Source organism: Methylobacterium sp. J-077 (genome assembly GCF_022829365.1).
In the GTDB taxonomy this organism is placed as follows: Bacteria; Pseudomonadota; Alphaproteobacteria; order Rhizobiales; family Beijerinckiaceae; genus Methylobacterium.
In genome coordinates, this window is sequence record NZ_JAKSYJ010000114.1 from 241,570 (window position 1) to 267,607 (window position 26,038).

General features: G+C 71.0%; 25 protein-coding genes. 12 read left to right on the plus strand and 13 right to left on the minus strand.

What is annotated here, in order from left to right; all coding sequences use genetic code 11:
• Positions 1–48 precede the first annotated feature (48 nt).
• From hemA to MKL11_RS12505, 3 genes are all read left to right on the plus strand, one after another.
• Positions 49–1,266: a 5-aminolevulinate synthase gene (gene hemA, locus MKL11_RS12495; protein ID WP_243943801.1), complete on the plus strand. Its 1,218-nt coding sequence runs from the start codon at positions 49–51 to the stop codon at positions 1,264–1,266.
• Positions 1,267–1,442: 176 nt separating this feature from the next.
• Positions 1,443–2,456, plus strand: coding sequence for a magnesium chelatase ATPase subunit I (gene bchI, locus MKL11_RS12500; RefSeq protein ID WP_243943803.1), 1,014 nt, complete (start codon positions 1,443–1,445; stop codon positions 2,454–2,456).
• A gap of 215 nt (positions 2,457–2,671) precedes the next feature.
• A complete protein-coding gene (locus tag MKL11_RS12505) occupies positions 2,672–4,309 on the plus strand; it encodes a magnesium chelatase subunit D (RefSeq protein ID WP_313900749.1) in 1,638 nt (545 codons plus the stop codon).
• Positions 4,310–4,345: 36 nt separating this feature from the next.
• Here MKL11_RS12505 and MKL11_RS12510 read toward each other — a convergent pair whose 3' ends face one another.
• Positions 4,346–4,492, minus strand: a complete 147-nt coding sequence (locus MKL11_RS12510) for a hypothetical protein (protein ID WP_243943805.1) — start codon at positions 4,490–4,492, stop codon at positions 4,346–4,348.
• A gap of 207 nt (positions 4,493–4,699) precedes the next feature.
• On the opposite strand from MKL11_RS12510, the gene bchO reads away from it, so the two are divergent.
• From bchO to MKL11_RS12540, 6 genes are all read left to right on the plus strand, one after another.
• Positions 4,700–5,605, plus strand: coding sequence for an alpha/beta fold hydrolase BchO (gene bchO / locus MKL11_RS12515; RefSeq protein ID WP_243943807.1), 906 nt, complete (start codon positions 4,700–4,702; stop codon positions 5,603–5,605).
• 100 nt (positions 5,606–5,705) lie between these two features.
• A complete protein-coding gene (locus tag MKL11_RS12520) occupies positions 5,706–6,488 on the plus strand; it encodes a gamma-glutamyl-gamma-aminobutyrate hydrolase family protein (protein WP_243943809.1) in 783 nt (260 codons plus the stop codon).
• Positions 6,489–6,781: 293 nt separating this feature from the next.
• Complete coding sequence (gntA, locus tag MKL11_RS12525; RefSeq protein WP_243943811.1) at positions 6,782–7,540, plus strand: guanitoxin biosynthesis heme-dependent pre-guanitoxin N-hydroxylase GntA; 759 nt, start codon at positions 6,782–6,784, stop codon at positions 7,538–7,540.
• 63 nt (positions 7,541–7,603) lie between these two features.
• Positions 7,604–8,200, plus strand: coding sequence for a DUF1989 domain-containing protein (locus tag MKL11_RS12530; RefSeq protein WP_243943813.1), 597 nt, complete (start codon positions 7,604–7,606; stop codon positions 8,198–8,200).
• Between the two features lie 303 nt (positions 8,201–8,503).
• Positions 8,504–10,243, plus strand: a complete 1,740-nt coding sequence (locus MKL11_RS12535; protein ID WP_243943816.1) for a methyl-accepting chemotaxis protein — start codon at positions 8,504–8,506, stop codon at positions 10,241–10,243.
• A 111-nt stretch (positions 10,244–10,354) separates the two neighbouring features.
• Positions 10,355–10,738, plus strand: a complete 384-nt coding sequence (locus tag MKL11_RS12540; protein WP_243943819.1) for a VOC family protein — start codon at positions 10,355–10,357, stop codon at positions 10,736–10,738.
• A gap of 30 nt (positions 10,739–10,768) precedes the next feature.
• Here MKL11_RS12540 and MKL11_RS12545 read toward each other — a convergent pair whose 3' ends face one another.
• From MKL11_RS12545 to MKL11_RS12555, 3 genes are read right to left on the minus strand one after another with little or no spacing between them, the layout of a single operon-like run.
• The gene (locus MKL11_RS12545) at positions 10,769–12,022 is read right to left on the minus strand and encodes a cytochrome P450 (protein ID WP_243943821.1); all 1,254 of its coding nucleotides are present in this window, start codon (positions 12,020–12,022) and stop codon (positions 10,769–10,771) included.
• A gap of 9 nt (positions 12,023–12,031) precedes the next feature.
• Complete coding sequence (locus tag MKL11_RS12550) at positions 12,032–13,312, minus strand: NAD(P)/FAD-dependent oxidoreductase (protein WP_243943823.1); 1,281 nt, start codon at positions 13,310–13,312, stop codon at positions 12,032–12,034.
• A gap of 1 nt (position 13,313) precedes the next feature.
• Positions 13,314–13,559, minus strand: a complete 246-nt coding sequence (locus tag MKL11_RS12555; RefSeq protein WP_243943825.1) for a ferredoxin — start codon at positions 13,557–13,559, stop codon at positions 13,314–13,316.
• A gap of 89 nt (positions 13,560–13,648) precedes the next feature.
• Between MKL11_RS12555 and MKL11_RS12560 the strand changes: the two genes are divergently transcribed.
• The 3 genes from MKL11_RS12560 (at position 13,649) to MKL11_RS12570 (ending at position 14,874) form a co-directional block, all read left to right on the plus strand.
• The gene (locus MKL11_RS12560; RefSeq protein ID WP_313900750.1) at positions 13,649–13,768 is read left to right on the plus strand and encodes a type II toxin-antitoxin system RelE/ParE family toxin; all 120 of its coding nucleotides are present in this window, start codon (positions 13,649–13,651) and stop codon (positions 13,766–13,768) included.
• Positions 13,769–13,858: 90 nt separating this feature from the next.
• On the plus strand, positions 13,859–14,125 hold the full coding sequence (locus MKL11_RS12565; protein WP_243943827.1) for a helix-turn-helix domain-containing protein: 267 nt from the start codon (positions 13,859–13,861) through the stop codon (positions 14,123–14,125).
• Between the two features lie 200 nt (positions 14,126–14,325).
• Positions 14,326–14,874 carry a hypothetical protein gene (locus MKL11_RS12570; protein WP_243943829.1) on the plus strand — a complete coding sequence of 183 codons (549 nt, stop codon included), beginning with the start codon at positions 14,326–14,328 and terminating at the stop codon, positions 14,872–14,874.
• On the opposite strand, the gene MKL11_RS12575 is transcribed toward MKL11_RS12570, so the two are convergent.
• The 9 genes from MKL11_RS12575 to MKL11_RS12615 form a co-directional block, all read right to left on the minus strand.
• Positions 14,841–16,613 (minus strand): class I adenylate-forming enzyme family protein, encoded by a 1,773-nt coding sequence (locus MKL11_RS12575; protein ID WP_243943831.1) that lies wholly within the window; start codon positions 16,611–16,613, stop codon positions 14,841–14,843. The two genes, MKL11_RS12570 and MKL11_RS12575, sit on opposite strands and share 34 nt — an antisense overlap.
• A complete protein-coding gene (locus tag MKL11_RS12580) occupies positions 16,610–17,380 on the minus strand; it encodes an SDR family NAD(P)-dependent oxidoreductase (RefSeq protein WP_243943833.1) in 771 nt (256 codons plus the stop codon). The genes MKL11_RS12575 and MKL11_RS12580 overlap by 4 nt, the downstream gene beginning before the upstream one ends.
• Positions 17,381–17,636: 256 nt before the next feature.
• Entirely contained in the window at positions 17,637–18,413 is a 777-nt protein-coding gene (locus MKL11_RS12585; RefSeq protein ID WP_243943835.1) for an SDR family NAD(P)-dependent oxidoreductase, read from the minus strand.
• Between the two features lies 1 nt (position 18,414).
• Entirely contained in the window at positions 18,415–19,473 is a 1,059-nt protein-coding gene (locus MKL11_RS12590; protein WP_243943837.1) for a phosphotransferase family protein, read from the minus strand.
• Complete coding sequence (locus MKL11_RS12595; RefSeq protein ID WP_243943840.1) at positions 19,470–20,705, minus strand: acyl-CoA dehydrogenase family protein; 1,236 nt, start codon at positions 20,703–20,705, stop codon at positions 19,470–19,472. The genes MKL11_RS12590 and MKL11_RS12595 overlap by 4 nt, the downstream gene beginning before the upstream one ends.
• A gap of 215 nt (positions 20,706–20,920) precedes the next feature.
• Positions 20,921–22,432: an ATP-binding cassette domain-containing protein gene (locus tag MKL11_RS12600; protein WP_243943842.1), complete on the minus strand. Its 1,512-nt coding sequence runs from the start codon at positions 22,430–22,432 to the stop codon at positions 20,921–20,923.
• Positions 22,429–23,349, minus strand: a complete 921-nt coding sequence (locus tag MKL11_RS12605) for a branched-chain amino acid ABC transporter permease (protein WP_243943844.1) — start codon at positions 23,347–23,349, stop codon at positions 22,429–22,431. The genes MKL11_RS12600 and MKL11_RS12605 overlap by 4 nt, the downstream gene beginning before the upstream one ends.
• Before the next feature lie 211 nt (positions 23,350–23,560).
• Positions 23,561–24,436: a branched-chain amino acid ABC transporter permease gene (locus MKL11_RS12610; RefSeq protein ID WP_243943846.1), complete on the minus strand. Its 876-nt coding sequence runs from the start codon at positions 24,434–24,436 to the stop codon at positions 23,561–23,563.
• Positions 24,437–24,460: 24 nt separating this feature from the next.
• Positions 24,461–25,720, minus strand: a complete 1,260-nt coding sequence (locus tag MKL11_RS12615) for an ABC transporter substrate-binding protein (RefSeq protein ID WP_243943848.1) — start codon at positions 25,718–25,720, stop codon at positions 24,461–24,463.
• Positions 25,721–26,038 lie beyond the last annotated feature (318 nt).

Below are 26,038 nucleotides of genomic sequence, written 5' to 3' on the forward strand. Positions count from 1 at the left end.
CGACCTCACAGGCGGGGGCAACCCGCGAACAAATCGGGGAGAGGCGACATGGACTACGAGACCTTCTTCGGAGCCGAGATCGCCGGACTCCACCGCGAGGGACGCTACCGGGTCTTCACCGACCTGGAGCGCCATTCCGGCAACTTCCCGCACGCCACGCACCACCATCCGACGGGCACGCGCCCGGTCACGGTCTGGTGCTCCAACGACTATCTCGGCATGGGCCAGCACCCGGCCGTCACCGGGGCGATGCACGAGGCGATCGACCGCTGCGGCGCCGGCGCCGGGGGCACCCGCAACATCTCCGGCACCAACCACTACCACGTGCTGCTGGAGCGCGAGCTCGCCGACCTCCACGGCAAGGAGGCGGCCCTGCTGTTCACCTCCGGCTATGTGTCGAACTGGGCGGCCCTCGGGACCCTGGCCGGCAAGCTCCCGAACTGCGCCGTGTTTTCCGATTCCGAGAACCACGCCTCGATGATCGAGGGCATCCGGTTCTCCCGGGCCGAGCGCCACATCTTCCGTCACAACGACCCGGAGGACCTGAACCGGAAGCTCGCCCTGGTCGATCCGTCGCGGCCGAAGCTGGTCGCCTTCGAGTCGGTCTATTCCATGGACGGTGACATCGCCCCCATTGCCGAGATCTGCGACGTCGCCGAGGCCCACGGGGCGCTCACCTATCTCGACGAGGTCCACGCGGTCGGCCTCTACGGCGCCCGCGGCGGCGGCATCTCGGAGCGCGACGGCGTCGCTCACCGCCTCGACGTGATCGAGGGCACGCTCGGCAAGGCGTTCGGCGTGCACGGCGGTTACATCACCGCCTCCGAGAAGCTCTGCGACTTCGTGCGCAGCTTCGCCTCCGGCTTCATCTTCACCACCTCGCTGCCCCCCGCGGTGGCGGCGGGCGCCGCGGCCTCGATCCGCCATCTCAAGGCCAGCGGCACCGAGCGGGCGCGCCATCAGGAGCGCTGTGCCAAGGTCCGGACCGCCCTGGAGGCAGCCGACATCCCGGTCCTGCCCAACGACAGCCACATCGTGCCGGTGATGGTCTGCGATCCGATGCTGTGCAAGGCGATCTCCGACACCCTGCTCGACGAGTTCGGCATCTACGTGCAGCCGATCAACTATCCCACCGTGGCCCGCGGCACCGAGCGCCTGCGGATCACCCCCTCGCCGCTGCACACCGACAAGGACATCGCGCATCTGGTGGGGGCGCTGTCCACGATCTGGGCGCGGATCGGGCTCCGGCAGAAGGCGGCGGAGTAGGGGTTCCCTTCTCCCACCCGCTCCCTCATCCTGAGGTGCCCGCGTCAGCGGGCCTCGAAGGAGCCCTCCAGCCGGCCGCGCGATCCCTGGAGGCCTCCTTCGAGGCCTCCGCTGCGCGTCGGCACCTCAGGATGAGGGGGTGGATCGGATACCCCCTCGCAGCATCGAGTCAGCGCGTGCCCACCTTCCCCTTCTCGGCCATCGTCGCGCAGGACGAGATGCGCCAGGCGCTGCTGATCGCCGCGGTGGACCCGTCCATCGGCGGCGTGCTGGTGTTCGGCGACCGCGGCACGGGGAAATCCACGGCGATCCGGGCGCTGGCCGCGCTGCTGCCGCCGATGCGGGCGGTGGTCGGCTGCCCGTACAATTGCGATCCCGACAGCCCGGCCGAATCCTGCCCGCATTGCGCGAGCACGTCAGGCCCGCGGAAAAGTCACAAGAAACCGGTTCCGGTGGTGGATCTGCCGTTGGGCGCCACCGAGGATCGGGTGGTCGGCACCCTCGACTTGGAGCGGGCGCTCGGCGCCGGCGTCAAGGCGTTCGAGCCGGGGCTGCTGGCCCGGGCCAATCGCGGCTTTCTGTATATCGACGAGGTGAACCTCCTGGAGGACCACTTGGTCGACCTCCTGCTCGATGTCGCCGCCTCCGGGGTCAACACCGTGGAGCGCGAGGGACTGTCCCTGCGTCACCCCGCAAAATTCGTCCTGGTCGGCTCCGGCAACCCTGAGGAGGGGGAGCTGCGCCCGCAGCTCCTCGACCGGTTCGGGCTGGCCTGCGAGGTCACCACCCCGCGGGACATCGCCACCCGGATCGCGGTGGTGCGCGCCCGCGACGCCTACGAGCGCGACCCGGAGGGCTTCTGCACTGCGCGCGCCCGGGACGAGGCCGCGATCCGAAAGAAAATCCTGCTGGCCCGGGAGCGCCTGCCGGGCCTGGCGGTGCCGGATTCCGCCCTGGAGCGGGCCGCGCAGCTCTGCCTGGCGCTGGGCACCGACGGCCTGCGCGGCGAGCTGACCCTGATGCGCACCGCCCGGGCGCTCGCGGCCCTCGACGGGGCCGAGGCGGTCACCGACGACCACATCCGCCGGGTCGCCCCGGCCGCCCTGCGCCACCGCCTGCGCCGCAACCCGCTGGACGAGTCTGGCTCGACCGCCCGGGTCGAGCGGGCCCTGGCGGAGGTGTTTTCGTGACGGGGCCGGCGCCTCTCACCTTTGGAGGGAACCCGGCTCGCACCTCTGAAGATGAAGCGGGGGTTCCCTCTCCCGTGCGGGAGAGGGGGTCCGTTGCGGCCAGCGGAGGCCGATCGATCAGTCCCGCCGCTTTCGCGGGAGAACGTGGCGAGCTGAGCAACGGCGACGTCCCACAGGGAAAGCGTGCGCCCGGAAATACCGAAGCGCCTCGAAAGATCTGGCCCGATGCCCTGCGCGCCGCCCGCCTCCTCGCCACCGATCCGCACGGCTTCGGCGGCGCAGTGTTGCGGGCCGGGCCGGGGCCGGTCCGCGACCGCTGGCTCGACGGCCTGCGGGCTGCTCTGCCCCCCGGGACGCCGTGGCGGCGGCTGCCGCCGGGGATCGGCGACGACAGCCTGCTCGGCGGCCTCGACCTCGCCGCGACCCTGGCGGCCGGCCGGCCGGTGGCGCGGGCCGGCCTGCTGGCGGAAGCCGATGGCGGGCTGATCGTCATGCCCATGGCTGAGCGGCTGCCACCCGGCATCGCGGCCCGTCTGGCGGCTGCCCTCGACACCGGCACCGCCTCGGAAAGCCCGGCGCGCTTCGGCCTCGTGCTGCTCGACGAGGGCGAGGGCGACGAGACCGTGGCGGAGGCCCTGGCCGACCGCCTCGCCTTCCGGATCGACCTGAGCGGCGTCGGGATCGCGGATTGCGACACGCCTGCCGTCGCCGCAGACACCGATCCCGGCGCCCCGGAGCTCGACCCGCTCGGCACGCTGTGCCGGCTGGCCGAAGCGCTCGGCGTCGCGTCCTTACGCGGGCCGATCCTGGCGGCCCGGGTCGCGCGGGCGCTGGCGGCGGAAGAGCCGGTCGGCACGGACGCGATCACGGCCGCCGCTCGTCTGGTCCTGGCCCCCCGCGCCATGCGCCTGCCGACGCCGGAGGAGGCCGAGGCGCCCCCCCCGCCGTCGACGGAGGATGGCCCTACGGAGGACACCACGGATCCGGCCCCGCTCGATGCGGCCGAGGACCGCGTGCTCGAGGCGGTGCGGGCGGCGATCCCGGCAAACCTTCTGGATCAGCTGCTGGCGGGGGGCGTGCGTCTCGCGACCGCCAAGGCCGGCCGGGTCGGCCAGCCGGCGGCGGCGCGCACCGGGCGACCGATCGGCAGCCGGCGCGGCGACCCGCGGCGGGGGCGCCTCGACCTGCTAGCGACCCTGCGGGCGGCAGCCCCGTGGCAGGCCCTGCGGCGTGCGGAGGGGGAAACCCGCCCGATCGTGGTCCGGCGGGACGATCTGCGGATCCGGATCCTGCGGCAGCGGACCGAAACCACCACGGTGTTCTGCGTCGACGCCTCGGGTTCGGCCGCCCTGGAGCGGCTGGCCGAGGCCAAGGGCGCGGTCGAGCTGCTGCTGGCCGAGGCCTATGTCCGGCGCGACCGGGTGGCGCTGGTGGCGTTCCGCGGCAGCACGGCGGAACTGGTCCTGCCGCCGACCCGCTCGCTGACCCGGGCCAAGCGCGGCCTCTCGGGCCTGCCGGGCGGAGGCGGCACGCCGCTGGCGGCGGGGATCGATGCGGCGCTGAGCGTGGCGCTCGGCGTCCGCCGGAGCGGCAGCCGGCCCGTGATCGTGCTGCTGACGGATGGACGCGCCAACGTCGCGCGTTCGGGGGAGGGCGGCCGCGCCCGAGCCGGAGCGGAAGCCCTGCAGGCGGCCCGCGCGCTCCGCACGGCCGGCTTGCCGGCCCTGGTGATCGATACCGGCGCCCGGGGCGAAGGCGCACGCGCGGTCGCAGATGCGATGGCCGCCCGATACCTGGCTCTGCCCCGAGCCGATGCCGGCCTGCTCAGCGTGGCGGTGCGGGCCGCGCTCTGAGCGATATTCTACGGCCTGTCCGAGCCGGGTCGACGATTAGAGGGGATGACCGGCGCCGAGATCGGCGACACGCTGGTTGTGGGACATCCAGGCGTTCAGCATCTCGCGGAACAGGCCACGGAAGTTCCAGCGGCCCGCGGTCGAGCCGGCGAAGTGATGGGTCGAGGAGGTGAAGACGATCATGGCCGGTTCCAACGGTGAGAGATGCGCGGTGCCTGCGTTCGGCCCTGTGATGCGCCTGTTGCTGCGTCGCAGCAATCCGAGTTGCGGCAGCTGTGGCATGCGGTTTCCGCATGCATTCTCAATGCCTTACGAAATACTTCCAATCCGGCACGATAGCGCTGAGGTCCACGGCGCCGTCACGTTTGGTGCACCGCAGGATACAAGCCGGTGCTAAGCTTCAAAGAGTTGGACCGGCCCGACTGGGCGGTCGAGGGCCGGGATTGGCCGCACCGGGCGGCGAGCCGCTTCGTCGAGGCGGCGGGCCTGCGCTGGCATGTCCAGGAGTTCGGCCGCGCCGAGGCGCCGGTGCTGCTGCTCCTGCACGGGACCGGGGCCGCCACCCATTCCTGGCGCGGGCTGGCGCCGCTCCTGGCCCAGAGCTTCTTCGTGATCGCACCGGACCTGCCGGGCCATGGCTTCACCGATCCCCTGCCGGATTCGGGCTTGTCGCTGCCCGGCATGGCCCGGGCGGTAGCGGACCTCGTGGCGGCGCTCGGACGCCCACCTGTCGTGGCGGCCGGTCACTCGGCCGGGGCGGCGGTGCTGGCGCGGATGTGCCTGGACGGCGCGATCGCGCCCCGGCTGCTGGTCGCCTTCAACGGCGCGCTGGCGCCGCTGCCCGGGGCGGCGAGCCTGCTGTTTCCCGGCATGGCCCGGCTGCTGTTCCTCAATCCGTTCACCCCGAAGATCTTCGCCTGGACGGCGGACCGGTCCGCCGCCAAGCGGCTGATCGAGGGCACCGGCTCGCGCCTCGATCCGCAGGGTGTCGATCTCTACCGGCGGCTCTTCGCCCGGGCCGGCCATGTCCGTGGGGCGCTCGGCATGATGGCGAACTGGGATCTCGCCGGGCTGCACCGGGCCCTGCCAGGCTTGACGACCCGCACCCTGCTGATCGTCGGCGGCGACGACCGGGCGATCCTGCCGGACACCGCGTTCACGCTGCGCGACCGCTTGCCCGACGCCCGGGTTGCGCTGATCCGGGGGCTCGGCCATCTCGCCCACGAGGAAGCGCCCGAGCGCGTCGCCGAGGTGCTGCTTGAGGAGGCGCGGAGTCTCGGCGTCCTCGGACCCTGAACCGAGGCCGGCGGGACTGGCGCCGGCCTTGCCTGGATCGTAGAGCCAACCGCAGGCTGTGAGACCTGCGGCATAGCCGGGAATAGGAGTTGTCGGGACGATGGCGAGACCCGTGATCGGCGTCATCGGAAACGCCCGCCTGCTCGACAACCGGTTCACGGCCCAGATCGTCGGTGAGAACAACCTCCGCGCGCTGGCCGAAGTGGCCGGAGCCCTGCCGCTGGTGTTCGCCGGCTGCCCGGCGATCACCGATCTCGGCGACCTCCTCGACACGGTGGACGGCATCCTGCTCACCGGTGGGCGGGCCAACGTCCATCCGACCCACTTCAGGACCGAGCCGCACCCGGCGCACGAGCCCTACGACGAGGCCCGTGACGCGACGGCGCTGCCGCTGATCGAGGCCTGCATCGCCCGCGGCGTGCCGCTGTTCGGCATCTGCCGCGGCTTCCAGGAGATGAACGTCGCCTTCGGCGGCAGCCTGCATCCGGAGATCCGCGACATACCCGGTCGTCTCAACCACCGGATGCCGCGGCTCGAGAACGGCGAGATCCACCCGGACCTGGAAGTCGTTTTTGCCGAACGCCACGCGGTTCGTCTCACCCGCGGCGGCGCCTTCGCGCGGTTGCTCGGGCGCGAGACGATCCGGGTGAACTCCCTGCACGGCCAGGGCATCCTGGAGCCGGGCGCCCGCATCGTGATCGAGGGCATCGCCGAGGACGACACGATCGAGGCGATCCGCATTGCCGACGCGCCGGGCTTCGCCCTGGGCGTGCAGTGGCACCCGGAGCACGACGCCACGACGAACCCGATCAACCGCGCGCTGTTCGAGGCGTTCGGGGCCGCGGCGGCACGGCGGCGGGCCGAAGCGGGCAGCCGGCGCTGAGCTGAGTCCCGCCGGCAATACGTCCGGCGAAGTTACGGTGTCGTTCCTGGAGCATTCGTGTGTGAGCAGACGGAGTCTTGCCCACCTTAATCTATGTTTGGACGGCTACCGAACACTTCGGCACTTCCTTTGAACGCCCCGAAGATTCTTCGCGTGACGACGTTCGATTCACCTTTTCCCCGGACGACCTGTCGCAGGAGGGAACAGCGATCTGCAACCGGGGTTGCCCGAGTCCCGAACAGTGGTTGCCTCCTCCCGAGGCACACCTGCGCAGATCTTGAGCCATCGCCCGCATGCAGTTTCCCCGCGACGACGACGAGCATCCGCGCGCCCAGGCGTTTCGCGACTTCATCCGGAATCCGCCGTTCCCCTGCGTCGGCGCCAAGTCGGCCCTGTCGCGCGGGCGTATGAAGATCGTCGTGGCCTGGGACATCACCTCGGGCTGGGACGACATGCGGATCTACCCGGCGCTGCTCGCCTTCGTGGCGCGCTACCGGGAGACCCCCGACCTGTTCCAGAGCTTCGCGGTGGTGTTCGAGGGGCCCGGCGACCTCTCGGAGGAGGCGTTCGAGCAGAATCTCTGGGCGCGGGCGCAATCGCTCACCGACAAGGATGCCTGGCTCGGCCAGCCCCACGATTCCCGAGTGGCGGACGATCCGGATAACCCGCACTTCTCTCTGAGCTTCGGCGGCGAGGCGTTCTTCGTGGTCGGTCTGCATCCGAACGCGAGCCGGCCGGCCCGGCAATTCTCCTCGCCGGTGCTGGTGTTCAACCTGCATGCCCAGTTCGAGCGCCTGCGCGCCGAGGGCCGCTACGAGAAGCTGCGCGCCTCGATCCTGGAGCGCGACGAGGCGTTGGCCGGCAGCCTCAACCCGATGCTGGCGCGCCACGGCGAGACCTCCGAAGCGCGCCAGTACAGCGGGCGCGTGGTCGGCGCCGAGTGGCGGTGCCCGATGCAGGGCCGCCCCGCGGCGCCCGCCACCCCGGCGGCTGATGACTGGCATCCGTTGGCGCTGCCGCGCGACGGCCTCATCCCGAATAACAGCGCCTGAGGCGCCGGATCGCGGCGGCGCCTGCGGCGTTGCCGGCTGGAGCCTTACGGGAGCGGAGACATCATGGACCTAGCGGACGTGCAGCAGATCGAGCCGCGCTCAGGCGTCGCGTTCACCCTCGACCGAGGGCAGCGCCTGACCGTGATCGACCCGCGCGGCGAGCAGGTGGCCGATCTCGTCGCCTACAACCGCCACGACACGGGCGAAGTGATCTCGTCCGGGCGGACCCTCGACTATGCCAGCCGGATCTACCTGACCACCGGCGATCCGCTCTACTCGAACCGCTCGAACGTGCTGCTGCGCATCGTCGAGGACACGGTCGGGCGCCACGACTTCCTGCTGACGCCGTGCTCGGCCGACACGTTCCGGATCATCTACGGCGACACGGATCCGCATCGCGGCTGCTTCGGCAACCTCGCCGCGGCGCTCGCCCCCTACGGCATCGAACCGGACGCGATCCCGGTGGCTTTCAATTGCTTCATGAACGTGCCGATCGACGGGACGACCGGGGCGCTGACCGTCGCGCCGCCGCTGAGTCGGGCCGGCGACCGAATCGTGTTCACCGCGGAGACCGACCTGATCATCGGCCTGACCGCCTGCTCGGCGCTGCAATCGAACAACGGCAGCTTCAAGCCAATTCATTATCGGATCGAAGTATAGATCCCATCGCTGCCGTCAATTCTTGACAGTCTGAAATGAATTTTGTATTTTTTCTCCAACGAATCTTGTTATGATATGAATTTAGCGAGCTATTAGCTTGCGACATACACAATAAGACTTGTTCAGGCCCGAGGCGCGACCAAAAAAAGCCGGCAACGACCGGTGTGGAGTTTATGTTTACCAATCCTGTGTCTATCTTTCGCTCCGGATCAGCTCCGGGGGGTACATGGTGCCGCGTGCGGTGCCGCCCCCGACGCTGAAAGCTCCCGACGGCCCGCCTTCCGTCCCGTTCCCGGTGCTCCGATGACACGCTCGCAGACCAACCGCTCGCCCGGGGGCCACACCGCGCCACGGTGGAGCCTCTCGAACGTCGCGCTGCGCCACAAGCTGGCGGCGGTGATGGCCCTGGTGCTGGCTGCGGTCGGCGCCTTGAGCGGCCTGAACTACTTCGACACCCGCGCCTCGGCACTCGAAGACCGCGCGCTGATGACGAAGAACCTCGGCGACGTCGCGCAGAGCCTGCTCGCCCACTACGAGGCGCTGGCGTCGACCGGCCGGATGCCACTCGATCAGGCCCAGAAGGCCGCCCTCGACGCAGTCAGCGCGCTGCGTTTCGGCAACGCGGATTATTTCTTCGTCCTCGATACGGAGGGTCGGCTGATCGCCAACGCGTTCAACGCCAAGAATGTCGGCAAAGTGGTGCTGGATCAGACCGACGTGCCGGGCGGCAAGCGTTACTTCGCCGAGATGGTCGAGGTGGCCAAGCGCGACGGTGCCGGCTTCGTCGATTACATGAAGCCGCGCGCCGGCGGGACCGAGCCGGTCGAGAAGGTCGTGAGCGTGCAGATGTTCAAGCCCTGGGGCTGGATCGTCGCCGCCGGCCTCTACCGGGACGATGTCCACGCCGCCGTGCGCAATCGCGCGCTGACCAACGTCGTGTGGTCGGCGGGCCTCGTGATCCCGGTCCTGGCGCTACTCCTGCTCATCGGCAACGGCCTGTCGCGGCCGATCGTGCGCCTGACCGAGGCCATGCGGGCACTCGCGGGCGGCGACCTCGCGGTGCTGGTCGCGGATCAAGAGCGCGGTGACGAAGTCGGCGCGATGGCGCGGGCCGTGCAGGTGTTCAAGGACGCGCTCAACGCCAAGCGGGCGGGCGAGGCGGCCGCCGCCGCCGAGAACGCCGCCAAGCTGCGCCGGGCCCAGGCGCTGGACGAGCTCACCGGCCGGTTCGACGCGCATGTCGGCGCCCTGACGCAGAGCCTGTCCGCGTCCGCCGTGGAGATGGAAGCCACCGCCCGGGAGATGACCCGCACCGCGGCCCGCACCACCGAACAGTCCGGCCGGGTCGCCGCCGCCTCCGAGCAGACATCGAGCAACGTCCAGACTGTGGCCGCCGCCAGCGAAGAAATGGCCGCCTCGATCCAGGAGATCGCGTCCCGGGTCGCCCGATCCTCGACCATGGCCGACCGGGCCAGCGTCGACGCGGCCCGCACCAACGCGCTGATGCAGGTCCTGTCCCGGGGCACGGACCAGATCAGCGAGGTGATGGGCCTGATCGCCGGTATCGCCGGGCAGACCAACCTCTTGGCCCTCAACGCGACCATCGAGGCCGCCCGGGCCGGCGAGGCCGGCAGGGGTTTTGCCGTGGTGGCCGGCGAGGTGAAGGCCCTGGCGGCCCAGACCGCCAAGGCCACCGACACGATCGCCGGACAGATCGCCGCCATCCAGAGCGAGACCCGGAACGCCGTCGAGTCGATCCAGACGATCGGCGGCACGATCGACACGATGCGCACGGTGGCGCTGAGCGTAGCCGCGGCCATGGAGGCGCAGGGGGCTGCGACGAGCGAGATCGTCCGGAACGTCACCCAGGCAGCGCAGGGGACGCAGGCGGTCAGCCTCGACATCGTGGAGGTCCGCGAGGCCGCCGGCGAGACCGGCGCCGCCGCTGGCCAGGTTCTGAGCGCCGCGCAGGATCTGGCGCGCTACGCCTCCGGGTTGGGCCAGGAGGTGACCACGTTCCTGGCGGCGGTGAAGGCCGCCTGAAGGTGGCAGACCGGGCGAGGCGCATCACAACCCTGGAGTGGTAGACGGCACCGGGCCCGGTCAGCAACCGTGCGGGTTCCGGATGGCTCACGCTCGCAAGGGACCGGCCCGATGCGTTTCGCCCATGTCGCCCTGTGGACCCACGACCTGGATACGGCCGCGGCCTTCTGGCGGCGCTATTTCGATGCCGAAGTCGGCGCGCCGTACCACAGCCAGCGGCAGAAGGGATTCGTGTCCCGGTTCGTCACCCTGCCCGGGGACGGCGCGCAAATCGAACTGATGACGGCGCCCTGGGTCGCAGACGGGGCTCACGACGCGCGCGTGGGCTGGACGCATGTGGCGATCGCCCTCGGCGGCGTCGAGGCCGTCGACGCCCTCGCGGCCCGCTGCGCGAAGGATGGCTGCCTCACGTCGCCGCCGCGCTGCACCGGCGATGGTTTCTACGAGGCGGTGATCGCCATGCCGGACGGGACGCCGATCGAGATCACCGACTGAACGGAAGCGGAGTAGATCGGGCGAATCCCGTCAGGCGATCCCGTCGATCGCCACCCGCAGGTGCTCCGGCCCGCGCAGGGCGGCGCCGGACCGGTAGGGCGGCGGGTCCTCGATCAGCCGGGGCGCCTTGAGCCGACTGGCAAGCGCCGTGAGCGCCGCCTCGGCCTCGAACCGAGCCAGCGGGGCGCCGACGCAGTAATGCAAGCTGCCTCCGAAGCCGAGATGACGGATTCCGGCGCGGTCGGGATCGAAGCGGTCGGGATCCGGGAACATTGCGGCATCGCGGTTGCCGGAGGCGAGCAGCAGGACCAGGTCGGCGCCCTCGGGGATGGTGACGCCGGCGATGTCGATGGAAGACAGCGTCTTGCGGGTCCGGAACTGCACCGGCGGCTCGTAGCGCAGCAGCTCCTCGATCAGCCGCGGGGCGCGGCCGGGATCCCAGCGCAGGCGCTCCAATTCGTCGGGGTGGCGAAGCAGGGTGAGCAGCCCATTGGTGATCAGGTTCACCGTGGTCTCGTGGCCGGCCACCAGCATCAGGATCGAGGTGGCGATCAGGTCGTAATCGCCCATTTTCGCCCCCGTCGGCGTCGCCTCGTTGGCGAGTCCCGAGAGCATGTCGTCCTGTGGGTGCCGGCGCTTCTCCTTGATCAGGTCGGCCATGTAGCCGCCGATCGCGTCGAAGGTTCGGCTGTTCGCGGCGCGGATCTCGGTGTCGGACAGGCTATCGGGCTCGAGGGCCGTGGCGAGCTGGCTCGCCCACCCATGGAACTTCGGCTCGTCCTCCCGGGGCACGCCGAACAATTCGCAGATCACCGTCACGGGGAGGGGGTAGGCGAGGTCGTCGACCGCGTCGATCTCCCGGGCGCCGCGCTTCTCATCGAGCAAATCGGCCACCAGCCGTTCGGAACGGGCCCGCATCGCCTGGACGCGCTCCCGGGAGAACTGGTGCATCACGGAGGCCCGCAGGACGTCGTGGTCCGGCGGGTCGCGGAAAATGAAGACCCTGTGCCGGTCCATCATCCAGTCCTTGAGCGGCTTGACGATCAGGTCCGTGAGGGGATTGCCGGTGCGCGGCCGGTCGGCCGGCGGCAGGGTCTCGGAGCTGACCCGCGGGTCGTGCAGCAGGCTCGAGATGGCGCCGTGGTTCGAGGCCACCCAGGTCCCGGCTTCGGTCCCATCGTCCTGACGTGAGACCGGATTCTCCCGCAGCTTGGCGTAGACGGGATAGGGATTCGCGCGGTTGGCGAAATCCTTGACCTGGTCGAGGAGGGTGGCGTCGGGCATGCGGTGTCCTCAGGGAAAGCCCGGGGCGAGGACCATGATCCCCTTCGACGGGCGATCGGTGGCCGCCCCATCCGGCGGGAACGGCGCGCCGGCGGCGACCAAATCGGCATGGGCCGGCAGCCAGCGAGCGCTGTCGACCGCCACGGCCGCGATGCAGCGTCCCGCCTGACCGTAGACGGCGACGAAGCGGCCCGAGCCGGGCTCGCCCAGGGTGATCGCCAGGGCGTCCGCGCCTTCGGTCAGCCCGACGGACTTGACCACGACATCGCCCTGTGCGGACCAAAAGGTCGGCAAGGCACCGTAGGGACCTTCGGGATTCGCCCCGGCGAGCAGCCGCCCGGCATGGATCCCCTGTGCCACCGCCTGGCTCCAATGCTCCAGCGCCACGCGGCGCCCGCCGTAGAGCGGGTGGGGGAAGCGCGCCACGTCGCCGGCGGCGGCGATGCGCGGATCGGGCTGCCCGTCGGTGTCGAGGACGTAGCCGGCCGCATCGCAATCGACGCCGCCGGGATCGGCCGACAGGCCGGAGCCGTCGAGCCATTCGGTGTTGCGGACGGCCCCGAGGGCGATCACCGCGACATCCGCCTCGATGCGGGTGCCGTCGGTGAGGTGGGCCCGCACGAACCGGCCCTCCGCCTCCTCCAGCCACTCGACCTCGCTGCCGCAGCGCAGATCGACGCCCCGGCCCGCGTGGATCGCTCCGATGAACGCCCCGACCGTGCCGCCGAGGACGCGGGCCAGCGGCGTTGGGCTGGGCTCGACCAGGGTCACGGGCAGGCCGAGCTGCCGGCACGCGCTGGCGACCTCGCAGCCGATGAAGCCGCCGCCGATCACCAGCACCCGGCGGGGACCGGCGGCAAGGGCCGCCCGCAGGGCAGCGGCATCGTCCCGCCCGCGCAGGGTGAAGACGCCGGCGAGCCGGCCTTCGTGGGGGTTCGGCCAGGGCCGGGCGCGGGTGCCGGTGGCGATCAGCAGGCGGTCGTAGGGCAGGGCGCGCCCGTCCGCGAGGTGGAGGGTGCGGGATCCTCGGTCGAGGCGTTCGGCCGAGCTGCCGAGGTGCCAATCCACGTCCGCGCCGAGGCTGCTCGGCAGGGTCGTGGCGTCCGGCCGGGTCTCGCCGATGAGGACGTGCTTCGAGAGCGGCGGGCGGTCATAGGGGCGGTACGGCTCAGCGCCGACGATGGCAAGCGCGCCGGTGAACCCGGCCTCGCGCATCGCCTCGGCCCCGCGCAAAGCCGCCAGGCCGGCGCCCACCACGACCGCGCGCTCGGTGGTTGATCCCGGCGCCATCTCAGGACGCCTGCCCCGGATCCTCGACCCGGATCGCCTGAACCGGGCAGGCGACGCGCGCGCGCTCGATGTCGGCCCGGTCCTGCGCAGCGGGAGCGGGATCGTAGAACAGGGCTTCGTGCCCCTCGATGCGGAAGTGCCGCGGCGCCGCGTAGCAGCACTGGGCATAGGCCTGGCAGAGATTGAGATCGACGCACACCCGCAGGCCGGGTGGTGAGCCGGAGGACGCATCGGCGGGGGTGGACATGGCGGTGCAACCGCGGCGGGGACGGGGAGTTCCGCGCGGGGCGTCGTCTCGACCGTCGCAGGCGATCCAAAAGTTTCCGCGCGATCTAGATCGCCCAGACCAGCCGGCGGATCGTCATCCTGCGGGCTTCCGTGAAGAAAACTCGGAAGACGCCGCCATCCGAGATCAGATTGGCCAAGCAGCGAACCAAATCCCCCGTCGGACAATGAGCGCGCAGCATCGAGGCAACCGGGAGGCGGACGATGAAAGACCGAACTGTGGACCGTCTGACAGAAACCTGGCGGCAGGACCCCGAATACGTGGCCGCCTACGAGGCTCTCGACCATGAATTCGCGCTGGCGAAGGCGATGATCCTGGCACGGACACGCGCGCGCCTGTCGCAGACGCAACTCGCGGAGAAGATGGGAACGGATCGGGCCAGGATCTCGCGATGGGGATCGGGGGCCGCGAGCCCGACCGTGGAGACGCCGCGGCGGATGGCCGACGCGACGGGCATGGAACTCATGGCTCGCTTCAAGCGCCCGCGCCGCAGCAAGCCCGCTCAGCCGAACCGGGCAACGGTTTGAAGCAACGGGGATGCGCCGCACCTCGGCCGGCGAGTCTCCAACGTTGCGGCCGGGGTCATTGGGGCCGATTCACTGATCTAAAAATATCATGGCGGATCGCCGTCGAAATGAAGCATTGGAATTCCCCTGCGTGACGGTTCGCACTATTGTCGCGCCGCCCCGCGGACCGACCCGAAACGCCGCGATCTCAGGAGGGCACCATGCCGTACGGTGCACGAACGAGTCTCGCCGCCCTGATCCTGTCCCTCGCCCTGGGCGCGACCGGCGCGCGAGCCGAGCAGGCCTCGGGCTGGACCGATCCGCCGGCCCGCAAGCCGGCCGCGGCGGCGAGTCCGGCCGAGGCTCAGAAAGCCGCCCCGCCACCCGCATCGACTCCCGCCGCCGCGGCCCCAGTCCGCAAGGCGGTGGCCGCGCGGCCCGTCCGGACGCGGATCGTGACGCGCCGCCCCGCCCCGGAGGCCAAGCGGGTCGCCACGACCGCGCATCGGCCGCGCGTCGCCGCAGCCACGGTCCGGACCGTCCGCCCGCACAGGATGGTCGCGGTCGCACCGCCGCCTCCACCGCTGCCGGACGGCTACCCGCGCTACCGGGCCTACAATTACGGCCCGGGCTACGCCGACGAGCGGCTGGAGCGCCTGCGCGCCGCGGAGGCGGCCGGCTACCTTGTCGTGCGCCGCCGCTCGGTGGAGTTCCCGGACGGCCGGTCGCTGCGGGTCTACCGGCCGGACGACGAGGGCGAGCCTTTCTGAGCTGAAACCTCCGCGAACACGGCCCGCAGGGGCGCCCGCAGGATCTTGCCGGCGGGGTTGCGGGGCAGGAGCCCGTCCCAGACCACCACGCGCACCGGCACTTTGAAGGCCGCGAGCCGCTCGGCCGCGAAGGCCCGGATCTCCTCCGGCCCGATCCGGGCGCCCTCGGCCAGCGCCACGATCGCGCCGGGCTCCTCGCCCAGCGTCGGGTGCGGCACGGCCAGCACCACGGCATCGATCACGTCGGGGTGCGCGTAGAGGGCGTTCTCGACCTCGCAGCAATAGATGTTCTCGCCGCCGCGGATCAGCATGTCCTTGATCCGGTCGACGATGGTCAGGAACCCCTCGTCGTCGGCGCGGGCGAGGTCGCCGGTGCGCAGCCAGCCCTCCGAGAACACCTCGGCGGTGGCCTGCGGGTCGTCCCAGTAGCCGCGGACCACGTTCGGGCCCTTCACGCACAGCTCGCCGACGCTGCCGGGGGGGAGATCCTGGCCGAGCGGATCGAGGATCCGCACCTCGCAGACCGGCAGGGGCGGCCCGCAGGATTCGGGATGGGCCAGGTAATCCTCGGCCTGGTGGTGGGTGAAGGTCGCCGAGGTCTCGGTCATGCCCCAGCCGGTGGCGGGGACGGCCTTCGGGAAGGCCTCGCCCAGGGCGCGCACGAGATCGCCGGCCGCCGGGGCGCCGCCATAGGTCACGGATTCGAGGCTCGGCAGCGGCCGGCCCGCCTCCCGGGCGGCGGTGGCGAGCTGCCACGCGATGGTCGGCACGCCGCCGGCCCCGGTGCAGCCCTCCCGGTCGATCAGGTCGAGGGCCTCGTGGGCGTCCCAGCGATGCATCATGACCAGGCGATGGCCGCCGTAGAGCGCCGACCCGAGGCTCGCGTGGCAGCCGGTGACGTGGAACAGCGGGATCACCAGCAGCGAGGCCCGCTGCGGCGCGGACGGGTCGGACTTGGGCGGCGTCTCGCCCCGGCGCAGGGCGCTGCGCGACGCAGAATAGGGATAGGCCATCACCGTGGTCGCCGCCGCCCGGTGGGTGCCGACCGCGCCCTTGGGCCGTCCGGTGGTGCCGGAGGTGTAGAACAGGGTCGCGTCGTCCTCCGGGTCGAGGGCGATGTCGGGCGGGGCCAAGTCGGGCAGGGTGGCCCAGTCCGACACCGGGCCGATCACCACGGCGAGCGGCGTCGCCCGGTCGTCGGGCTCCATCCGGGTGACGAAAACCCGCTCCAGCGCCGGGCATTCGGCCCGGTGCGGCGCGATCCGTTCGAACCGGGCGCCGTCGGCGATCAGCACCCGCGCGCCGGAATGCCGGAGCGCGTAGGCCAGTTCCGGCCCGGTCCACCAAGCGTTGAGCGGCGTCGCGATCGCCCCGGCCAGCAGAGCGCCGTAATAGCAGACCGGCCATTCCGGCAAGTTGCGCAACGCGATCGCGACCCGGTCGCCCTTGCCGATCCCGGCCGCCACAAGGGCGTGGGCCAGGGCGGTCGCGGCGCGGGCGAAGCCCGTGAAGGTGACGCGCTCGTCCCGGTAGACCACGAAGGTTTTTTCCCCGTGCCCCTGGGCGATGCGGAACAGGTCGCGCAGGGTCGGCGGCGCGGTCGTCCAGATCCGGGTCGGCACGCCGCGGATCGGAACCGTGGCGATCGCGAACAGCGCGCCGGGCGCCGTGAGCCGGGCTTCCGCCGCGCGGAAGGAGAGGGCGGGCCAGCCGGCGGGGATGCGGGGATCGGGGCTCATCGCGCGATCGTCACGCCGCCGTCGATCACCAGCGCCTGGCCGGTGACGAACCGGCCGGCCGGCGATGCCAGGAACACGGCCGCCCCCGCGATCTCGTCGGGCTCGCCGATCCGGCGGAGCGGCGCGGCGTCGGTGGTGGCGGCCAGCATCTCGGGATCCTCCCACAGGGCCCTGGCGAAATCGGTGCGGATCAGTCCCGGGCAGAGGCAATTCACCCGGACGTTGGCCGGGCCGTACTCGACCGCGTAGTTGCGGGCGAGTTGAAGGTCGGCCGCCTTGGAGACGTTGTAGGCGCCGATCACCGGCGAGCCCTTCAGCGCCCCGATGGACGAGACGATCACGATCGCCCCGTCCCGCCGCGCAACCATGCCGGGGGCGACCATCTGGATCAGCCAGTGGTTCGACAGAACGTTGTTCTCCAGGATCTTGCGGAACTGCGCGTCCGAGATGCCGGCGAGCGGCCCGTAATACGGGTTGCTGGCGGCGTTGCAGACCAGCACGTCCACCGGACCAAGCCGGGATTCGGTCTCAGCGACCAGATCCTCCAGCTCGGCCTTCACGGAGATGCTGGCCGGGATCGCCACCGCGCGGCCCCGGCCGTGGGCGGCCGCGATCTCGGCCACCACGGCGTCGCAGGCCTCGCGCTTGCGCGAGGAGATCACCACCCGGGCGCCGTGCTCGGCCATCCGCAGGGCGATCGCCCGGCCAATGCCCCGGGACGAGCCGGTGATCAGCGCGACCTTGTCGGTCAGATCGAACAGGGACATGGGTCGGCTCGGTTCTGAATGGGGTGGGGCGCGCCCACCATCCTCATTCCGTGGGCCATGATGCTTGCACATCGTCGAGGGAAGAGGGCACCGGCCGAGGACATGCGCGTCTCCCTCCCCCCTCTGCGGGGGAGGGAGAGCCGCGGTGTCTGCCGTGCCTTCTGCCGAACCCGATTTGTAAATCCGCAAGCCCGCACGGGAGAGGGGACCCGCGCCACGCTCGGCCGGCGGTCCGATTGTCCGACGCCGACCATCGTCATGCCTCCCCCAGCATCGACCGGCGCAGGCGCGCCATGCCGGCGAGCCAGCGTTCGGGGTCGTCGGCCCGGCGGCGGGCATAGTCCGCGACCTGCGGGTGCGGCAGGATCAGGAACTTGCCCACCGCCAGCCCGTCGAAGGCCGCCTCGGCCACGGAGGCGGGCGAGAGCACGCCGTCGCGGGCGGCGGCGCTGGCGGCCCCGAGCATGGCGGTTTCGACGCCTTGCGGGCACAGGGCGGCGACCCGGATGCCGTCCTCGGCATGCGCGATGGCAAGGTGTTCCAGGAAGGCCAGCGCCGCGTGCTTGGTGGCCGAATAGGTGGCGCTGCCGATCTGGCTGAGCAATCCGGCCGCCGAGACGGTGCCGAGGAAGGCGCCCCCGCCGCGGGCGAGCCAGAGCGGGACCAGGACCCGCGCCGCGTGGACATGGCCCATCACGTTCACCGACCAGGCGCGATCCCAGCTCGCCGGATCGGCCGAGGTCGCGAGCCCGGGATCGGGGTCGCGCTCCAGGATGCCGGCATTGGAACAATACAGCGCGATCGGGCCGATCTCGGCCTCGATCCGGCGCAGGATTTCGGCGACGGCCGCGGCATCCGCTACGTCGAGCGCGTAGGCACGGCCGCCGAGCCGGGCGGCGACGGCCTCCGCCCCGGCGCCGTCCCGGTCGAGGGCGACGACGCGGGCGCCCCGGGCCTGCGCGGCCTCGGCGAGCGCCCGGCCGATGCCCCTTGCGGCTCCGGTGACGGCGACGACGCGGCCGGCGAGATCCATCTCAGGCCCCCGCGCGCTCGGCGAAGGCCCAGGCCGAGGCGGCGAGCGTCGGCACCCGGGCCGCCATGGCGGCGGCGTGCTCGCTCGCGGCGTTGCCGGCCTTGGCGCGGGCGGCCACGCCCTGGAGGATGCCGACCAGCCGGAACAGGTTGTAGGCGAAGTACCAGTCGAGATCGGGCAGATCCGCCCGGCCGGCGGCGCGGCAGTAGAGCGCCACCGCCTCGTCCCGGGTCGGGATGCCCAGCGCCGGCAGGTCGAGGCCGCCGAGCGAACTGCGGCCGTCCGCGGGCAGTTCCCAATGCATCAGCAGGTAGCTGAAATCGGCGAGCGGATCGCCCAGCGTCGACAGCTCCCAGTCCAGAACCGCGCTGACGCCGCCATCGGGCGAGAAGATCAGGTTGTCGAGGCGGTAATCGCCGTGGACGATGGCGGCGCCCTGCTGTTCCGGCACGGTCCTGGGCAGCCACGCGATCAGGCGCTCGACATCCTCCAGCCGGTCATCCTCGGCGGCGCGGTACTGGTGGGTCCAGCGGTCGACCTGACGGGCGAAGTAGTTGCCGGGCCGGCCGTAATCGGCGAGCCCCGCCGCCTCCGGGTCGATCGCGTGCAGGCGGGCGAGCGTCGCGATCATCATGGCGTAGTGCCGGTGCCGGGCATGCGGATCGAGGCCGGGCAGGGTACCGTCCCAGTGGACGGTGCCGCCCACCGCCTCCATCACGTAGAAGGCCGCGCCGATGATGTTTTCGTCCTCACAGAGGGCGAAGGGCCTCGGAACCGGAAACCCCTCGCCATAGAGCGCGCCGATCACCCGGAACTCGCGCTCCACCGCGTGCGCGGAGGGCAGCAGCGGCCCGAACGGCTTGCGCCGGAGCACGTAGGCCTGGCCGGGCGTTTCCAGCCGGTAGGTCGGGTTCGACTGGCCGCCGCGGAACTGCTGCACGGTGAGGGGACCGGCATAGTCGCGCACATGCTCGGCGAGCCAGGCGGCCAGCCGGGCCTCGTCGATCCGATGGCGCGGCTCGACCGGCTTCACGCCGGAGAAGGCGTCGGGGCCGCTCATGCACCCTCCCGGGCATTGGTGTAACGCCCGAATTCGAGTCGGGCGATGGAGCGGTTGTGCACCTCGTCCGGCCCGTCGGCCAGCCGCAGAGTTCGGATATGGGCGTACATCTTGGCCAGTCCGAAATCCTCGGACACGCCGGCGCCGCCATGGGCCTGGATCGCGTCGTCGATCACCTGGAGGGCGATCCGCGGGGCCGCGACCTTGATCATGGCGATCTCGAGCTTCGCCCCCTTGGCACCGACCTTGTCCATCATGTCGGCGGCCTTCAGGCAGAGCAGCCGGGTCATCTCGATGTCGATCCGCGCCTCCGCGACCCGCTGCTCCCAGACAGATTGCTCGCTGATCCGCTTGCCGAAGGCGACCCGCGAGACCAGGCGCCGGGCCATGGCCTCGAGCGCCGCCTCGGCCACCCCGATGGTGCGCATGCAATGGTGGATGCGCCCCGGCCCGAGCCGCCCCTGCGCGATCTCGAAGCCGCGCCCCTCACCGAGGATCAGGTTCTCGGCCGGGACGCGCACGTTCTCCAGCACCACCTCGCCGTGGCCTTTGGGCGCGTCCTCGTAGCCGAAGACCGGCAGCAGGCGCTCGACCCGCAGGCCGGGCGTGTCCATGGGCACGAGGATCTGCGATTGCTGCCGGTGCCGGGGGGCGTCAGGATCGGTCTTGCCCATCAGGATCGCGATCCTGCAGCGCGGGTCGCCGACGCCGGTGGACCACCATTTGCGCCCGTCGATGACGTAATGCGCGCCGTCCCGGCGGATCGCGGTCTCGATGTTGGTGGCGTCCGAGGAGGCCACGTCCGGCTCGGTCATCAGGAAGGCCGAGCGGATCTGCCCGTCCATCAGCGGCCGCAGCCAGGCCTCCTTCTGGGCCGGGCTGCCGTAGCGGTGCAGCACCTCCATGTTACCGGTATCCGGCGCGGCGCAGTTGAAGACCTCCGAGGCGATCCCGACCTTGCCCATCGCCTCGGCGCAGAGCGCGTAATCGAGGTTGGTCAGGCCGGCGCCGCGGTATTCATGGGTGTCGTGCTCGGGGGAGGGCGGCAGGAACAGGTTCCACAGGCCCTCGCCGCGGGCCATGTCCTTGAGGCGCTCCATCGTGGGCGCGGGTTCGCGGCTCGCCGCGCGCTCGGCCGCGACCGCAGCGGCGGCCGGCAGGATCGCGTCGGCGATGAAGGCGCGCACGCGAGTTAGCCAGTGCGTCTGGGACTGGGAGAGGTTGAAATCCACGGCGTCCGCTCCGCTTAGGCCCAGCGCCGGATGTGACGCCTCGATGACCTCGTCCGTCCAACCCACCCCCTCGTCCTGAGGTGCCCGGCGATCGCAGATCGCCGGGCCTCGAAGGAGCCCTCCAGCCCGCTCGCGATCCCTGGAGGCCTCCTTCGAGGGCTACGCTGCGCTCCGCCACCTCAGGATGAGGGGATGGGTGGGATGCGCGGGATCCCTCACAAATACTTCGCCCCCATCTCGCCGGCGAACCGGTCCGGCGGGCCTTCCCAGACGATGCGGGCCTGTTCCAGAACGTAGACCCGGTCGGCATGGGGGAGCGCGAAGGTGACGTTCTGCTCGCCGAGCAGCACCGTGATCGGCGTGGTCTGACGCAGGCGCTCCAGGGCCTTCGACAGCAGTTCCAGGATGACGGGTGCGAGGCCGAGCGTCGGCTCGTCGAGGATCAGCAGGCGCGGGCGCATCATCAGGGCGCGGGCGATGGTCAGCATCTGCTGCTCGCCGCCGGACAGCGTCCGGGCGGTCTGCCCCTCGCGGGCCTTGAGGATCGGGAACAGCTCGTAGAGCCACTCCCGCTGCTTGGCGCTCTCGGCCTTGGGGAAGTGCTGGCCGCCGAGATCGAGGTTCTCGCGCACGTTGAGGTCGCCGAACAGCTCGCGGGTCTCAGGCACCTGGACGATGCCGGCCCGGGCGATGGCGGCCGGCTTCATCCGGGCGAGGTCCCGTCCGTCGAACCGGATCGTGCCCGTATGCGGGACCAGCCCCGAGATGGCGTTGAACAGGGTGGTCTTGCCCGCCCCGTTGAGGCCCACCACCGAGACGAACTCGCCCTCGTGGATGTGGATCGCGGCGCCGCGTAGCGCCTGCGCCTTGCCGTAGAGCACGTCGACGCCCTCGACGGTCAGCAGCGAATCCGGCTTGAACGCCGCCTCGGGCCGGGCCGCCGTCTCGATGCTGCCGCCGAGATAGACCCGCCGCACGGTCGGGTCGGCCATCACGGATTCCGCCGAGCCCTCGGCGATGCGCTCGCCGAGATACATGGCGAACACCCGGTCCACGAGGGCCGCGACGCTCTTCACGTTGTGGTCGACGAGGAGCACGGCCTTGCCCTCGTCGCGAAACCCCCAGATCAGCTCGGAGAAGGAAGCGACCTCGCCGCCGGTGAGGCCTGCGAATGGTTCGTCGACCAGCACCACCTTCGGATCGCGGGCGATGGCCTTGGCGAGCTCCAGCCGGCGCAGGTCCGCGAAGGGCAAGGTGCCGGGGCGCCGGTCGGCCACCGCGCCGAGGCCGACGCGCTCGGCGATTTCTTTTGCGCGGCGCGCGACGTGGGGATCCGCGGCCAGGCGGAGCAGGCTGTCGGGCAGGAGCGCGAGGCTGATGTTCTCCAGCACGGTCTGCCGCTGGAGCGGCCGCGCGTGCTGGAACACGAGGCCGATGCCCGAGCGGGCGACCCGGTGCGCCGGCAGCCCGCCGATCTCGGCGCCGTCCAGGCGGATCGAGCCGGCGCTCGGCCGCTCCAGCCCCATGATCAGCTTCATCACGGTGGACTTGCCCGAGCCGTTCGGCCCGATCAGCCCCAGGATCTCGCCGGGCCGGAGGTCCAGGTCGATGTCTTTGACGGCGACGAGGCCGCCGAAGCGCTTGGTCAGGCCGCGCACGGTGAGGCAGGGTTCGGCGCGGGCGGGGGACACGGCGCGCGGCGGCGCGGGCCTGACGGCGACGGTCATCGCGCTCTCCGGACGGATGCGAGGCCGAGCAGCCCCGAGGGCACGAACAGGATGACGAGGAGCGCCACCGCCGAGACCACGAAGGTCGAGAGCGCGCCGAGCGGCCGCAGCAGCTCGCCCGCGGCGATCAGGAACACCGCCCCCAGCGCCGCGCCCACGATGGTCCGGCGCCCGCCGAGCACCGCCGCGATGATCACCTGCACGCCCACCGCGGTGTCGATCAGCGTGCCGACCGAGGCGGTGCCCATGTAGAAGACCACCAGCCCGCCCGCGAGGCCCGAGAAGGCGGCGCTGACCGCGAAGGCCGCGAGCTTGTGCTTGGCGACGTTGAAGCCGAGCGCCCCGGTCACGATCGGGTCCTGGCCGGCGGCCTGGAGGATCAGCCCCACGGGCGAGCGGGCGATGGCGGTGAGCACCAGCCCGGCGAAGGCCATGAAGCCGAGCGCGATCCAGTAATTGGTGTCGGCGTCGATGGAGATCACGTCCGGCACCGTGAGCCCGATCTCGCCGCCGGTAATCCCGGAGAACACCACGATCATGTTCTGCAGGAGCAGGACCGCGACCAGGGTGATCAGCCCGAAATACGGCCCGCGCACCTTCAGGGCCGGAAGCGCCAGGGCCATCCCGCCGACCACCGCCAGCACCGTCCCGGCTGCCAGGCAATAGGGAATCGGCACGTCGTAGCGGTTGTTGAGAATGCCGGCGCCGTAGGCCCCGAGCCCGATCAGGAAGGTCGGGCCGAAATTGACCTCCCCGGCGAAGCCGAAGAGCAGGTCCCAGGCCATGGCGAACACGCCGAAGTAATACGCGATGGTGAGGAGCCCGAGGATGTAGCCCGAGACCCACCAGGGCAGGAACGCGGCCAGGGCGAGGGCCAGGAGCGCGACCCAGAAGCCCGGGGTGGTGAGGAGCTTCATGGGGCTTGCCTCGACGGTGAAACGACCGGCCTCACCCGGCGCCGAGACCCATCCCATCCAAACCCCTCATCCTGAGGTGCCGCATCAGCGGCCTCGAAGGAGGACTCCAGGGATCGCGCGGCCTGCTGGAGGGCTCCTTCGAGGCCTCCGCTGCGCTCCGGCACCTCAGGATGAGGGCGCGGGTTGGGGACGTTTGGGGTGGAAAAAACCATTACCGCCGCCCCAGCAGGCCCTGCGGGCGCAGGTACATCACGGCCACGAGCAGCAGTAGCGCCGGGATCACCCGGTAAGCCGGGGAGATCAGGTAGGCGGTGGCGGTCTCGAGATAGCCGACCACATAGGCCGCGATCAGCGAGCCGGTGACGCTGCCGAGCCCCCCCAGCACCACGATCGAGAAGGCGCTCGCGGTGAGCGGCCCCACCGAGTAGGACGAGACCCCCAAAAACATCCCGAGCAGCACCCCGGCGATGCCGGCGAGCAACCCGTAGATCGCCCAGACCGCGACGTAGATCCGCGCCATGTCGTGGCCGAGCAGCGTGACCCCGCGGGGGTTCATGGAGGCGGCGAGCAGGACCTTGCCGGCCCGCGCCTTGTTCACGAACACCCATAGCAGGCCGATCACGATCCAGCAGATCACCGCGGTGAAGATCTCGTTCCTCGGGGTGCGGACCCCGGCGATCTCGATCACGCCCTCGACGATCGGCAGCACGGTCTTCGGGTTGTCGGTGAAGAAGTAGGCGACCAGCTCCTGGATCATGATCCCCCAGAGCAGGGTGCCGGTGAGCACGAAGATCTCTTTTTCCTCGCGCGGGATCGCCTTGCTGCGCTCGATCGGGGCGACGATGGCGAAATAGGTCACCAGGGCGGCGGCCAGGCCGCACAGGATGCCGATGCCCGCGCCCGCGTAGGAGCCGAGGCCGAACTGGGCCGAGGCCGCCCAGGCGGCGACCGCGGCCATCACCATCAGCGCGCCGTGCGAGAGGTTGAGCACGCCGGAGACGCCGAAGATCAGGGTGAAGCCCATCGCGCCGAGCGCGTAGAGCGCCGAGATCGCGAAGCCGTCGACGAGGATCTGGAGCACGATCATTGTTTTGGGACTCTCGCGTCGCGATTACTGGACCGCCGGCTTGACCGCGGGCGGGAGGACCAGCTTGCCGTTGGCCACCTCCGAGGGCCAGATCGCGACCTGCTTGCCGTTCTGCCACTGGCCGAGGACGCTGGTCATCAGGCCCGGGCCATACTTGATCGAGTGGGTGAAGGTCTCGTCCTTGCCGTAGAACGTGATGTGCCCGACGGTGCCGACCCAGTCGGTCTTCTCCAGGGCGTCGACCAGCTTGTCCGCTTCCGTAGACCCGGCCCGCTTGATCGCCTCCGCGCTGTAATGCATCGCGTCGTAGGCCATGTAGCCGGCATAGGACGGCGCGCCGCCGAAGCGCTTGGTGAAGGCCTCGGCGAAGGGGATCGTCTTCTCGGTGAGCGCCACGCCCGGCAGCGCCACGCTGTCGAACAGCACGCCCTGCGTGCCGCCGTTGGTGTTGGCCCAGAAGCTCGAGGAGGTCGCCTGGCCGCTGATCCCGGTCATGGCGATCGGCACCTGCTGGTTCTGCCACTGCACGGTGGGCTGCACGCCGACATGGGCGATGCCGGTGACGATCAGGTCGGGCTTGGCCGCCTCGATCTTGTTGTAGATCGGCGTGAAGTCGCCGGTGTCCGGCGAGAAGCGGACATGCTCCACGATCGTCAGGCCGGATTTCGGCAGGCATTCCTCGTAGGCGGCGTCGAGCGGCCGGGTCCAGGCCGCGTCCTCGCTCATGATCGCCGCGGTCTTGGCCTTCAGCAGCCCGACCAGGGCATCCTTGGCCGAGTCGCAGACCGCCTGCGCCAGGGCGTGCGAGGTCAGGTAGCCGTGGAAGACGTACTTGTTGCGCGCGTAGTCCTTGTGGACGGCGACGCTGATCTCGTTGGAGGCCGCCCCGGGGGTGATCATCGGGGTCTTGAGCCGGGCCGCCCAGGGCATCAGCGCGAGAACGACCTCGGAGATGTAGCTGGCGATGACGAGGTTGACCTTGTCCTCGCTGACCGCCCGCTGGAACGCTCGGACCGCATCCGAAGCCGAACTCTTGTCGTCGTAGGTGACGATCTGGATCAGGCGCCCGTCGACGCCGCCCTTGGCGTTGATCTCGTCGGCGGCGAGCTGGACCGCCTGCGGGATCGAGGCCCCGGCCACCGACTGCGCCTCGGCGATCACCCCGACCTTGATCGGGTCGGCGGCGCGCGCCTGTCCCGAGACGATCAACCCCGCCGCGAGCAGCATGGGCAGCCTGCGCCGAAGCGGGGCATGCCGAGCGACAAAGCGCGCGGTCTCGGACATCGGCGATTCCTCATCCCAGCGCCCGCATTTTTTATTCGCGGGCTTGGGACGGACTGTATCCGCGCCAAGCCGGATCACAAGGCCCGCATTGGGACCAGCCGGTGACGTTTCGGCCGAGTCGTTTTCCGCACGGGGTATCGACTCGCGCCGCCCGGGCCTAGGCTCCCGGCGGCTCCGCGAAATGCGGGGCCCGACGGCCTCGAAGAAGGGCGACGGACAGGTGAGGAACGCACGCTCGGCCGCGGCCGGGGTTCGCCCCGGGCCGCGGCCCCGGATTCCGGCGGATCGACCCGTGCTGTCGGCGCGGGGAACGCACGC